The organism is Streptomyces sp. NBC_01549 (genome assembly GCF_026339955.1).
Classification (GTDB): Bacteria; Actinomycetota; Actinomycetes; order Streptomycetales; family Streptomycetaceae; genus Streptomyces.
In genome coordinates, this window is record NZ_JAPEPW010000001.1 from 3,870,605 (window position 1) to 3,883,137 (window position 12,533).

Genomic DNA, 12,533 nt, shown 5'->3' on the forward strand with positions numbered 1-12,533 from the left:
CTCCCTGACGAGCTTCAGACGAGCTTCCACACTCTTCAGCCGAGCTTCCACACTGCAAGGAGCCGCACCTGTGAGCAGTGCCGACGACCAGACCACAACGACCAGCAGCGAGCTGCGCGCCGACATCCGCCGTTTGGGCGACCTGCTCGGTGAGACCCTCGTCCGTCAGGAGGGCCCCGAGCTCCTGGAACTGGTCGAGAAGGTCCGCCGCCTGACCCGCGAGGACGGCGAGGCAGCCGCCGAGCTGCTGCGCGGCACCGAACTGGAGACCGCGGCCAAGCTGGTCCGCGCCTTCTCCACGTACTTCCATCTGGCGAATGTCACCGAGCAGGTGCACCGCGGCCGCGAACTGCGCGCCAAGCGGGCAGCCGAGGGCGGACTCCTCGCCCGAACGGCGGACCGGCTCAAGGACGCCGACCCCGAACACCTGAAGCAGACCGTCAAGAACCTGAACGTTCGCCCGGTCTTCACCGCCCACCCCACCGAAGCCGCCCGCCGTTCGGTTCTCAACAAGCTGCGCCGCATCGCCGCGCTCCTGGAGACCCCCGTCATCGAGGCCGACCGCCGCCGCCACGACACCCGGCTGGCCGAGAACATCGACCTCGTGTGGCAGACGGACGAACTGCGCGTGGTCCGCCCGGAGCCCGCGGACGAGGCCCGCAACGCCATCTACTACCTGGACGAACTGCACGCCGGCGCCGTCGGAGACGTCCTCGAGGACCTCACCGCCGAACTGGAGCGCGTCGGCGTACAGCTCCCGGACGACACCCGGCCGCTCACCTTCGGCACCTGGATCGGCGGCGACCGCGACGGCAACCCGAACGTCACCCCCGCCGTCACCTGGGACGTCCTGATCCTCCAGCACGAACACGGCATCAACGACGCCCTGGACGTCATCGACGAACTCCGCGGCTTCCTCTCCAACTCCATCCGCTACACCGGCGCCACCGAAGAGCTCCTCGAATCCCTCCAGACCGACCTGGAGCGGCTCCCCGAGATCAGCCCCCGCTACAAGCGCCTCAACGCCGAGGAGCCCTACCGGCTCAAGGCCACCTGCATCCGGCAGAAGCTGGAGAACACCAAGCAGCGCCTCGCCAAGGGCACCCCGCACGAGGACGGCCGCGACTACCTCGGCACCGGCGAACTCCTGCGCGACCTCACCCTCATCCAGACCTCGCTGCGCGAGCACCGCGGCGCGCTGTTCGCCGACGGCCGGATGAACCGCACCATCCGCACCCTGGCCGCCTTCGGCCTCCAGCTCGCCACCATGGACGTACGCGAACACGCCGACGCCCACCACCACGCCCTCGGCCAGCTCTTCGACCGCCTCGGCGAGGAATCCTGGCGCTACGTCGACATGCCCCGCGACTACCGCGCCAAGCTCCTCGCCAAGGAACTCCGCTCCCGTCGCCCGCTCGCCCCGACCCCCGCACCCCTCGACGCCGCCGGTGCGAAGACCCTCGGTGTCTTCGGGACGGTCAAGAAGGCCCTGGAGATCTTCGGGCCCGAGGTCATCGAGTCGTACATCATCTCGATGTGCCAGGGCGCCGACGACGTGTTCGCCGCGGCCGTACTCGCCCGCGAAGCAGGCCTGCTCGACCTGCACGCCGGCTGGGCCAAGATCGGCATCGTCCCCCTGCTGGAGACGACGGACGAGCTGAAGGCCGCCGACACGATCCTCGAGGACATGCTCTCCGACCCCTCCTACCGCCGCCTCGTGGCGCTGCGCGGGGACGTCCAGGAGGTCATGCTCGGCTACTCCGACTCCTCGAAGTTCGGCGGCATCACGACCAGTCAGTGGGAGATCCACCGGGCGCAGCGGCGCCTGCGCGACGTCGCCCACCGCTACGGCGTACGCCTGCGCCTCTTCCACGGCCGCGGCGGCACCGTCGGCCGCGGCGGCGGCCCCTCCCACGACGCGATCCTCGCCCAGCCCTGGGGCACCCTCGAGGGCGAGATCAAGGTGACCGAGCAGGGCGAGGTCATCTCCGACAAGTACCTCGTGCCCTCACTCGCCCGCGAGAACCTGGAACTCACGGTCGCCGCCACCCTCCAGGCCTCCGCCCTGCACACCGCCCCCCGCCAGTCCGACGAGGCACTGGCCCGCTGGGACGCGGCCATGGACGTCGTCTCCGACGCCGCCCACAACGCCTACCGACGACTCGTCGAGGACCCCGACCTCCCGGCCTACTTCTTCGCCGCCACCCCCGTCGACCAGCTCGCCGACCTGCACCTCGGCTCACGCCCCTCCCGCCGCCCCGACAGCGGCGCCGGCCTCGACGGCCTCAGGGCCATCCCCTGGGTCTTCGGCTGGACCCAGTCCCGACAGATCGTGCCCGGCTGGTTCGGCGTCGGCTCCGGCCTCAAGGCCCTGCGCGAAGCGGGCCTGGACACCGTGCTCGACGAGATGCACGAGCAGTGGCACTTCTTCCAGAACTTCGTCTCCAACGTCGAGATGACCCTCGCGAAGACCGACCTGCGGATCGCCCGCCACTACGTCGACACCCTCGTCCCCGACGACCTCAAGCACGTGTTCGCCACCATCGAGGCCGAACACGAACTGACCGTCCGCGAAGTACTGCGCGTCACCGGCGGCACGAAGCTCCTGGACACCAACCCGGTCCTCCAGCAGACCTTCTCCATCCGCGACGCCTACCTGGACCCGATCTCCTACCTCCAGGTCGCGCTCCTCAAGCGCCAGCGCGACGAGGCCGCGGCCGGCGCCGAGCCGGACCCGCTGCTCTCGCGCGCCCTGCTCCTGACGGTCAACGGCGTGGCGGCCGGACTGCGCAACACCGGCTGACCCCCCAAGAGCGACAGACGGGTGCCCCCGCGTTCGTACGAACGCGGGGGCACCCGTCATTTCAAGAGCAGGTCACAGAACTCAAGAGCAGGTCACAGAACCAGGAACGTGGCCGTCAGCTGCGCGATCCCCGCCCCCGCCAGCACCCACGCCGCCCGCCGCGACCGCAGGCCACCCGACACCACCACCGAGGCCAGCAGCAGAGCGCCACCCAGCGGCACCCAGGCATAGAGAAGGCCCGCCGGACCACTACGGACGACATCACTGCTCCCGGGCTTCACGGTCACCGTGTACGTCCGGCCCCTGCGCACCGCCAACGCCTCGTCGATGGTGACCCGCGCCCGCGCCCGCGACCCCGTCGAGGTCGGCACGTACGTCCCCGTACAGACATCGCCTGAGCACCTGGTCACGGTCATCGTCCCCTGCTCCCGGCCCTTGCTCAGCATCACGTGCTGAGCCGTGCCCCAGGAACCCCAGACGCCCGCGATCAGGATCAGCGCCGCGACCGTACCCATCGCCGCGAGCCGCCCGAACCGCAGCGCCGGATGTGCGCTCCGACGGGAGCCTCGATGTGCGGCGACGGCAGGCATGGCGGCGATCCTTGGCCATGGCCGCACACCAGGTCAACTCCGGTCGGCTCCGGTGGGCGACAAGTCGGCAGTTGTACGCGTACATCGACCGCCCCCGAGAACCGATCAGGAGTTGTACGTGCCCTGCGCCCGCTCCAGCCCCTCGATGACGAGGCACTCCACGGCGTCCGAGGCCCGGTCCACGAAGTAGTCGAGCTCCTTGCGCTCCGCCGAGGAGAAGTCCTTCAGGACGAAATCGGCGACCTGCATCCGCCCCGGAGGACGCCCGATGCCGAAGCGCACCCGGTGGTAGTCGGAGCCCATCGCCTTCGTCATCGACTTCAGCCCGTTGTGGCCGTTGTCGCCACCGCCGAGCTTCAGACGCAGGACGCCGTAGTCGATGTCCAGCTCGTCATGGATCGCGACGATGTTCGCCGTCGGCACCTTGTAGAAGTCCCGCAGCGCGGTCACCGGGCCGCCGGACAGGTTCATGTACGACATCGGCTTGGCCAGGATCACCCGACGGTTCGCCGGACCCGGCGGGCCGATACGCCCCTCGATCACCTGCGCCTGCGCCTTGCCGGCCCGCTTGAACCTGCCGCCGATCCGCTCCGCCAGCAGGTCGGCCACCATGAAGCCCACGTTGTGCCGGTTCATGGCGTACTCGGGGCCGGGGTTGCCGAGGCCCACGATCAGCCAGGGGGCGCCCGCATCGGTCGTCACGTCGGTGTCTCCCATGTGTCCTTGATACGCGGCAGCCGCCGCTCCTGGGAGGAGCGGCGGCTGACACAGATGAAGATTCCGGAGGGAATCAGGCCGATCAGGCCTCGGCGGCCGCTTCGCCCGCGGCCTCGCCCTCGGGCTCCTCCGCCTGGGCGGACAGGACCTGAAGGACGACCGCGTCCTCGTCGATCGCCAGCGTGGTGCCCGCGGGGAGCGGGATGTCCTTGGCGAGGATGGAGGCGCCGGCCTCCAGGCCCGCGATGGAGACGGTGACCGACTCCGGGATGTGGGTGGCCTCGGCCTCGACCGTGAGGGTGTTCAGCACGTGCTCGAGCAGGAAGCTGCCCGGGGCGAGCTCGCCCTCGGTCTGGACGAAGACCTCGACGGTGACCTTCTCGCCGCGGTTCACGAGGAGCAGGTCGACGTGCTCGAGGAAGCCCTTGATGGCGTCGCGCTGGACGGCCTTCGGGATCGCCAGCTGGGTCTTGCCCTCGATGTCCAGGGAGAGCAGGACGTTCGGGGTACGCAGGGCGAGCAGCAGCTCGTGGCCCGGCAGCGTGATGTGGACGGGCTCGGCACCGTGGCCGTAGACCACGGCGGGAACCTTGCTGTCACGGCGGATGCGGCGGGCGGCGCCCTTGCCGAACTCGGTACGGGTCTCGGCGGCGAGCTTGACCTCGGACATGTGCACTCCTCGTAGAAATCTGGGGAAGGTGGTCACCCGGCCAAAACATCGGCCTGCTACGAAGAGCGCGTCGATAACGGACCGCCGCACACGCCTTCTCAAGCGGTACGGCCTCCCTCGCCGAGCAACTGTGACAGCTTACTGGGCGGGAAGGCCGTACCAGAAATCGATCTAGGCGAGGACCGTTCACCGGCCCTGCGCCGGTCCTCCTACTGCTCCTCGAACAGGCTCGTCACCGAGCCGTCCTCGAAGACCTCACGGACCGCGTTGGCGATCGTCGGCGCGATCGACAGGACCGTGATCTTGTCGAGCTCCAGCTCACCAGGCGTCGGCAGGGTGTCCGTGAAGATGAACTCGCTGACCTTGGAGTTCTTCAGACGGTCGGCCGCCGGACCGGAGAGCACACCGTGCGTCGCGGTGACGATGACGTCCTCCGCACCGTGCGCGAAGAGGGCGTCGGCGGCGGCACAGATCGTGCCACCCGTGTCGATCATGTCGTCGACGAGAACACAGACGCGGCCCTTCACGTCACCGACCACCTCGTGGACGGTGACCTGGTTGGCGACGTCCTTGTCGCGGCGCTTGTGCACGATCGCCAGCGGGGCGTCCAGGCGGTCGCACCAGCGGTCGGCGACGCGCACCCGGCCGGCGTCCGGGGAGACGACCGTCAGCTTGGACTTGTCGACCTTCGCCCCCACGTAGTCCGCCAGGATCGGCAGCGCGAACAGGTGGTCGACCGGGCCGTCGAAGAAGCCCTGGATCTGGTCGGTGTGCAGGTCGACCGTGAGGATCCGGTCCGCGCCCGCCGTCTTCATCAGGTCGGCGACCAGACGCGCCGAGATCGGTTCACGTCCACGGTGCTTCTTGTCCTGCCGCGCGTAACCGTAGAAGGGCACGATCACGGTGATGCTCCGGGCGGAGGCCCGCTTCAGAGCGTCGATCATGATCAACTGCTCCATGATCCACTTGTTGATGGGAGCCGTGTGGCTCTGCATCAGGAAGCAGTCGGCGCCGCGCGCGGACTCCTGGTAGCGGACGTAGATCTCACCGTTGGCGAAGTCGAAGGCCTTCGTCGGGACAACCCCGACACCCAGCTTGTGGGCGACCTCCTCGGCAAGCTCGGGGTGGGCGCGGCCGGAGAAGAACATCATCTTCTTCTCGCCGGTCGTCTTGAACCCGGTCACAGCACTGTCTCCTCAGAGGTGTCTCAGCTGGGGCATGAGAAAACTTCTCAACTGGAGTGCGAGAAGCGTTCTCAGCTGGGGGTGCGGGTGCGCATTTATACGACTGCGCACTTATCACGGTACGCCGTGTCAGACGCACCTGATTCCGGTCAGGCTCCGCCATCCGGCTCCCGGGAGGCCACCTCGGCCGCCTTCGCGGCCGCGCTCCCGGGACGCTTGCGGGCCACCCAACCCTCGATATTCCGCTGCTGGCCCCGGGCCACGGCCAACGAACCAGGTGGTACGTCCTTGGTGATGACCGAGCCCGCCGCGGTGTACGCGCCGTCCCCGACCGTGACAGGAGCCACAAACATGTTGTCCGAACCGGTACGGCAGTGGGAGCCCACGGTGGTGTGGTGCTTCTCCTGCCCGTCGTAGTTCACGAAGACGCTCGCCGCCCCGATGTTCGAGTACTCACCGATCGTCGCGTCCCCCACATAGGACAGGTGCGGGACCTTGGTGCCCTCGCCGATCGTGGCGTTCTTCGTCTCCACATACGTGCCGATCTTGGCCTTCAGCCCCAGGCGCGTGCCCGGCCGCAGGTACGCGAACGGGCCCACGGTCGCCTGCGGCCCGACCTCGGCGCCGTCGGCGACGGTGTTGTCGACACGGGCGCCGGAGCCGACCCTCGTGTCCTTCAGACGGCAGTTGGGCCCGACCTCAGCGCCCTCGGCGAGGTGCGTGGCGCCCTGGAGCTGCGTCCCCGGGTGGACGATCGCGTCCTGCCCGAAGGTGACGGTCACATCGATCCAGGTCGAAGCGGGGTCGACGACGGTCGCCCCGGCGAGCATCGCCTCGGTGAGCAGCCGGTCGTTGAGGATGCGGCGGGCCTCGGCGAGCTGGACCCGGTTGTTGATGCCGGCGATCTCCCGGTGGTCGCCGGCGACGGCCGCCCCGACCCGGTGCCCGGCCTCGCGCAGAATCCCCAGGACGTCGGTCAGGTACTCCTCACCCTGACTGTTGTCCGTCCGCACCTTCCCGAGCGCGTCCGCGAGGAGCTGCCCGTCGAAGGCGAAGACCCCGGAGTTGATCTCACGGATCGCCCGCTGCGACTCGCTCGCGTCCTTGTGCTCGACGATCGCGGTCACCGCGCCGCTGGCGCCGTCCCGCACGATGCGGCCGTAGCCGGTGGCGTCGGGGACCTCGGCGGTGAGCACGGTGACGGCGTTGCCGTCGGCGGTGTGGGTGGCGGCGAGCTGCCGCAGCGTCTCACCGCTGAGCAGCGGGGTGTCGCCGCAGACCACGACGACGGTGCCGTCGACGCCGCCGCCCAGCTCCTCCAGGCCCATGCGTACGGCGTGGCCGGTGCCGTTCTGCTCCGCCTGCACGGCCGTCCGTACGCCGGGGTCGATCTCGGCGAGGTGTGTGGTGACCTTCTCGCGGGCGTGACCCACTACGGCGACCAGGTTCTCGGGCTCCAACGCGCGCGCGGCCGCGAGCACATGGCCCACCAGGGAGCGGCCGCACAGTTCGTGCAGGACCTTGGGTGTGGCCGACTTCATACGGGTGCCCTCACCCGCTGCGAGAACGACGACGGCTGCCGGGCGATTGGCGCTCACGGGGATGCCCTTCGGCTTCATGGGGTGGGGTGGACATCCGCAGGATACCGGGGTGTTTCAGGGGGGACATGAGAGCGGGCCCTGACAGTGCTGTCAGGGCCCGAGCTGCGCAGCTCCGCCGCTAGGACTCGAACCTAGACCGAACACCTCCAAAGGGTGCCGTGCTGCCAATTACACTACGGCGGATTGCTGCGTCAGACCTTACCTGAGCCGCGCCGCGGCGTCGGTGGTAATCCCCTTCCACCAGCCTTCGATACGGCAGTACAACTCGGCACTCTGCAGGACTCTGATGACGAGGCAGCCACGGTAGTCGCTGCCGGTGTTCTTGCGGACGGTCTTCGGATTGTGCTTCTTCAGAGTCGGCTTCTGAAAGGCCGAGACGTCGACGCCGACCAGGTCGGCCCAGTAGTGCTGTGCGGCATCCACGTCGGCGGATTCGTGGATCAGTACCGTGTACCGCAGCCGATCCCCAGTGACCTTGAGGAGGTCGAGCCAGGCCAGGTAGGTCTGGATCACTCCTGGGTCGCTGTTGACGAAAATCACGCGCTCGCGACGGGCGTACGGCTTGCTCTTTGAGCCTTCGGCCCAGTAGAGCGCGACTCCGGCGATGAACAGCTCCCGGTCCGACAGTCGGTCGATCTCCGCGGCTGCCGCCTGTTTGGTCGCTTCGCGTTCTCGGTCCTGGGCTGCGCGCAGATGTGCGAGTCCCTCGTTCATGAGGGCTTGCTGTTCCTTCGGTGTGTAGCGCGGTTCGGGCTTCGGGAGATCCCGTACCCACAGTGAGATCGAGCTCTTCGAGCAGCCCAGCTCAGCTTGGATGCGGTCGTACGTCCAGCCCTGGAGCCTCAGCTCGCGAGCCTTGTCGCGGAGGTCGTCCTTGGCGTTCGGGCGCTTGGTCCACTCCGGGGGCGGCTCGCCCTCCAGGAGGCGGTTGAGGATGTCGTTGTTGTGGACGTGGAGGCGGTCGCGGATCTGGCGGCGGCTGAGTCCCGCCCGGCGCAGCGTGACCGCCCGTTCCCGTAGCCCCTCGAAATCCGCGTACTTGTTCTGTGAATGTGCCATGGGCATGCCGTCCGGGCGGAATGTGATCTTCCGGGGATGAAGGGTGAGTGAATCAGCAGTTCGAGTGATATCGGTGGGTTTCGCTTCTGTTCGATTGCGGGGTGTGGTGGAGGCCAGGAGGTGAAAGTCGCCGGAAATGGGGCGGGGTGCGAACGTAGGCTGGAGGCATGACCACGACGGGGGAAGAGCACACCGCGGCCGGTACCGGGCCGTGGTGGTGGGTCAGATGGCGTAGTGCCGTGTTGGACGCGAGCCTCGCGTCGGCGTCGGCGGTGGAGTGTGCGATCGAGGGGATTCCGTTCGCGCGCGACGCGGGCCTGCCGGTTTTGGTGGGTGTGGTGTTCGGGCTGGTCGCCGGCTCCGTGCTGCTGTTGCGGCGCCGCTGGCCGATCGCGGTTGTGCTGGTGTCGATCGCCATCACGCCCGCCCAGATGGGTTTCCTGATGGGGCTCGTCGGGTTGTACACGCTCGCCGCGTCCGAGCTGCCGCGTCGGATCATCGGGGCGCTGGCGGGGATGTCCTTCGCGGGGATGCTGATCGTCACGTTCGTACGGGCGCACCAGGGCATGGGGGTGCGTGGGGACGTGACGATGGGGGACTGGTTCGTTCCGTTCGTCTCGATCGCGACCGCGATCGGGATGACCGCGCCGCCTGTCCTGCTCGGGTTGTACGTGGGGGCGCGGCGGCGGCTGATGGAGAGTTTGCGGGAGCGGGCGGACTCGTTGGAGCGGGAGTTGCAGCTGCTGGCCGAGCGGGCCGAGGAGCGGGCGGAGTGGGCGCGCAACGAGGAGCGGACGCGGATCGCGCGGGAGATGCACGACGTGGTGGCGCACCGGGTGTCGTTGATGGTGGTGCACGCGGCCGCGTTGCAGGCGGTGGCGCGGAAGGATCCCGAGAAGGCTGTGAAGAACGCCGCGCTGGTGGGGGACATGGGGCGGCAGGCGTTGACGGAGTTGCGCGAGATGTTGGGTGTGTTGCGTACGGGGGACGGGTTGTCGTCCGTGCGGGTGCGGGCGGTGCCGTTGGCGGCTGTGGGGGTGGCGGCCGCGGCGGCGGCTTCGCGGGCGGTGGATGACGGGGCCGAGGGGCCGAGTCTTGCCGAGCTGGATGAGTTGGTGGGGCAGTCGGCGGCTGCGGGGATGGTGGTGGAGCTCTCGGTGGAGGGTGCTGTCCGGGGGTACGCGGCGCGGGTCGAGCAGACGGCGTATCGGGTGGTTCAGGAGGCTCTGACCAACGTGCACAAGCATGCGGCGGGGGCGAAGACGCATGTGCGGCTCGCTCATCGTGATGCGGAGATCGCGATGCAGGTCGAGAACGAGTGTCCGCCGGAGCCGGGGTCGGCGTCGGCGGTGGGTCTGCCCAGTGGTGGTAATGGTCTGCTGGGGATGAAGGAGCGGGTTGCCGCGCTGGGGGGAGTGTTTGTGTCCGGGCCGACGGATTCGGGTGGATTCCGGGTGTCGGCGGTGATCCCGGCGTAGGCCCTTCGGGGGGGCGCGGTTGTCGGCTGCGGGTGAGTGTGCGGGTGAGTGGGGGCTTGTCGCGCCCCGCGGCGGAGCCGCATATTTACACAGCCCCGCGCCCTTGAAGGCCGGGGCTGCGCCCCCGGCCCTCAGCCCGCTGTCAGGCGGATCGGTTCTATGCCTGACAGGAGGGTGGTGAGGGCGGTGTCGATCTCGGGGCCCAGGTACCAGTCGCCGGTGTGGTCGAGTGCGTAGACGCGGCCCTCGGAGTCGATGGCGAGGAGGGCGCGGGAGTCGGACTCCTCGCCGAGGGGGCAGACCTCGGCGTCCAGGGCGCGGCCGAGGTCGCCGAGGGTGCGGGCCATGTGGAGGCCGTGCAGCGGGTCGAGGTGGATCGCGGTGGGGGCGAGCTGGCGGCCGGTGCCGGTGGGTCTGATGCGGAGTCCGCCGAATTCCGCCCATGCCTCCACGGCCGCGGGGAACATGGCGTGCCGGTGTCCGGCGGGTGACTCGTGTCCCCGCAGGGCGTCGGCCCAGTACTCGGCCTGCTTTATGTCCCAGTGGCCGGGCTGCCACCCCGCGGAGCGCAGTGCGGCGTCCACGGGTACGGAGAAGCGTGTGGAGGTGCGGTCGGCGTGCATCTGCCCTTCGTTCGTCGAGGGTCGGGACATGGGCGCGGTGGCGGGGGCGCCGTCGTACGTACGTGTGTGGGGGCGGGGGAGTTCAGGAGCCGTTGGTCGTGACCGTCGGGTCGACGATGCGGACGCCGAAGTGGTCGCTGAGTGCTGTGCAGGCGCGGCAGGGTGCGGCGAAGCTGCCGTGCAGCGGGTCGCCGTCCTCGCGGATGCGGCGGGCGGTGAGTTTGGCCTGTCTGAGGGCCTTGCGTGCCTCGCCGTTGGTCATCGGTTTACGGGCGGCGCGTTTGGTGCGGGTGGCGTCGATGGCGGCGATGTGCCGGGAGATGAGGATCGCCTCGGCGCAGCGGCCGGTGAAGCGGTCGCGTTGTGCGCTGGTGAGGGTGTCGAGGAAGTCCTGGACCAGCGGGTGGAGGGTGGGCGGCTGGTCGCCGCGGGCGGCGGTGCCGGTGAGGGTGGCGCCGCGTACGGAGAGGGCGGCGGCGACGGTGGGAAGTATGCCGTCGCGGCGGTGCAGGAGGGTGGGTGTGTGGGCTGCCTCGGTACTGCTCCAGCCGACGCGCGGGTCCCCGGACGTGCCTGTATGTGTTGCGTTCATGATCGTTCTTCCCTCCCGTGCATCCCCCGATGCGGCTACAGACTGCCAAATGGCGTGGCGGGTGCGGTAGCTGGGGCGCGCGACACGCCCGGGCTTCGTCGTAACGTCACGGCGGGGTGACGGCAGGTCACGGAACCGGAGGCCCGGTGACCGGTGTCTTCCAACCGCATAGGCTGTCGACATCCGCGATCCATACAGCTATTGAGAACGCCGCAGGGGGCAACCGCCATGACGACAGGTCGGCTCGGGCAGCAAGCCGCGCCGCCGAACGCGGCCTACGCCGGGCAGGTCGTGCATTTCCCGGATCCGGTGCGGGCCGCTCGCCATCCCAGGGGTGTACGGGTCGACGCGCACGGATACCCCGACTTCTCGGCGTATGCGCGTGCCGCCGCGGAGATCGCCGAGCCTCCGGAGGGTTTCGGTGTGGACGAACTGCGTTTGACGGACTATGTGTCGGCGAATGCCGCGCTCGCCGCCACGGGGCACGACCTGTGGGACACGATTCCGTCCGTGGCCACTCCGCATGGCTGGACGTGGCACCACGTGCGGGGCACGCGGCGCCTGGAGCTCGTTCCGGTGGAGGTCAAGGCGCTGTTGCGGCATCACGGTGGTATCGCGACGGCGGCGGTGGATCAGGGGAAGCGGGGGACGCGTCCGTTGCAGGACACGCGTCCCGCGCACTTCGGGTTGCCGAAGTCGTCGGTCGCGGTGAGCGAGCAGCAGGTGTTGGGGGTCGAGGAGGATCTCGGCTATCGGCTGCCGGGTGCGTATCGGTCGTTCCTGAAGGCCGCGGGTGGGTGTGCGCCGGTCGGTGCCGCGCTCGACGCGGAGCTGGGTCTGCTGGTGGATCAGCCGTTCTTCACGGTGCGCGAGGAGGCCGCCGTGAACGACCTCGTGTACATCAACAAGTGTCTGCGCGACCATCTGACCAAGGATTATCTGTGTGTCGGGTTCGTGCAGGGTGGTCTGCTCGCCGTCAAGGTGAAGGGTGACGCGATCGGGTCGGTGTGGTTCTGCGCGTACGACGACGCGCGCGACCAGGATGCCTGGCCGCCCGCCGAGCGTGTGCAGCGGCTGTTGCTGCCCTGCGGTGCGGACTTCGACCAGTTCCTGTCCCGACTCGCGGGCAATCCGCCGGAGTTGGAGACGGTGGCGAACCTGATGGTGGACGGTGGCTTCGCGCGTGCCGTTCCCGTCTCTTCCCTGGGGGAGTGAA

Annotated in this window: 11 protein-coding genes and 1 tRNA gene; 3 read left to right on the top strand and 9 right to left on the bottom strand. The window is 69.0% G+C overall.

Annotated elements, in window-relative coordinates; translation table 11 throughout:
* The first annotated feature begins 70 nt into the window (after nucleotides 1–70).
* A complete protein-coding gene (ppc, locus tag OG819_RS17350; protein WP_266625271.1) occupies nucleotides 71–2,803 on the top strand; it encodes a phosphoenolpyruvate carboxylase in 2,733 nt (910 codons plus the stop codon).
* 92 nt (nucleotides 2,804–2,895) lie between these two features.
* Here the strand turns inward: ppc and OG819_RS17355 are convergent, their stop codons facing one another.
* The 7 genes from OG819_RS17355 to OG819_RS17385 form a co-directional block, all read right to left on the bottom strand.
* On the bottom strand, nucleotides 2,896–3,393 hold the full coding sequence (locus OG819_RS17355; RefSeq protein ID WP_266650244.1) for a hypothetical protein: 498 nt from the start codon (nucleotides 3,391–3,393) through the stop codon (nucleotides 2,896–2,898).
* 105 nt (nucleotides 3,394–3,498) lie between these two features.
* A complete protein-coding gene (gene pth / locus OG819_RS17360) occupies nucleotides 3,499–4,110 on the bottom strand; it encodes an aminoacyl-tRNA hydrolase (RefSeq protein WP_067376219.1) in 612 nt (203 codons plus the stop codon).
* A gap of 82 nt (nucleotides 4,111–4,192) precedes the next feature.
* Complete coding sequence (locus OG819_RS17365; protein WP_266433888.1) at nucleotides 4,193–4,780, bottom strand: 50S ribosomal protein L25/general stress protein Ctc; 588 nt, start codon at nucleotides 4,778–4,780, stop codon at nucleotides 4,193–4,195.
* 209 nt (nucleotides 4,781–4,989) lie between these two features.
* On the bottom strand, nucleotides 4,990–5,964 hold the full coding sequence (locus OG819_RS17370; protein WP_266433890.1) for a ribose-phosphate diphosphokinase: 975 nt from the start codon (nucleotides 5,962–5,964) through the stop codon (nucleotides 4,990–4,992).
* A gap of 149 nt (nucleotides 5,965–6,113) precedes the next feature.
* Nucleotides 6,114–7,562, bottom strand: a complete 1,449-nt coding sequence (gene glmU / locus OG819_RS17375) for a bifunctional UDP-N-acetylglucosamine diphosphorylase/glucosamine-1-phosphate N-acetyltransferase GlmU (RefSeq protein WP_266650245.1) — start codon at nucleotides 7,560–7,562, stop codon at nucleotides 6,114–6,116.
* A gap of 113 nt (nucleotides 7,563–7,675) precedes the next feature.
* Nucleotides 7,676–7,748 (bottom strand) — tRNA-Gln (locus tag OG819_RS17380).
* A 15-nt stretch (nucleotides 7,749–7,763) separates the two neighbouring features.
* Nucleotides 7,764–8,624, bottom strand: coding sequence for a hypothetical protein (locus OG819_RS17385; RefSeq protein ID WP_266650246.1), 861 nt, complete (start codon nucleotides 8,622–8,624; stop codon nucleotides 7,764–7,766).
* A gap of 167 nt (nucleotides 8,625–8,791) precedes the next feature.
* On the opposite strand from OG819_RS17385, the gene OG819_RS17390 reads away from it, so the two are divergent.
* A complete protein-coding gene (locus tag OG819_RS17390; protein ID WP_266582921.1) occupies nucleotides 8,792–10,102 on the top strand; it encodes a sensor histidine kinase in 1,311 nt (436 codons plus the stop codon).
* Nucleotides 10,103–10,233: 131 nt separating this feature from the next.
* Here the strand turns inward: OG819_RS17390 and OG819_RS17395 are convergent, their stop codons facing one another.
* Both OG819_RS17395 and OG819_RS17400 read right to left on the bottom strand, forming a co-directional pair.
* Nucleotides 10,234–10,725: an SUKH-3 domain-containing protein gene (locus OG819_RS17395; RefSeq protein WP_266652715.1), complete on the bottom strand. Its 492-nt coding sequence runs from the start codon at nucleotides 10,723–10,725 to the stop codon at nucleotides 10,234–10,236.
* Nucleotides 10,726–10,807: 82 nt separating this feature from the next.
* Nucleotides 10,808–11,317 (bottom strand): YwqJ-related putative deaminase, encoded by a 510-nt coding sequence (locus tag OG819_RS17400; protein ID WP_266625261.1) that lies wholly within the window; start codon nucleotides 11,315–11,317, stop codon nucleotides 10,808–10,810.
* Nucleotides 11,318–11,545: 228 nt separating this feature from the next.
* Here OG819_RS17400 and OG819_RS17405 point away from each other — a divergent pair, with 228 nt between their 5' ends.
* The gene (locus OG819_RS17405; RefSeq protein ID WP_266634391.1) at nucleotides 11,546–12,532 is read left to right on the top strand and encodes an SMI1/KNR4 family protein; all 987 of its coding nucleotides are present in this window, start codon (nucleotides 11,546–11,548) and stop codon (nucleotides 12,530–12,532) included.
* Nucleotide 12,533 lies beyond the last annotated feature (1 nt).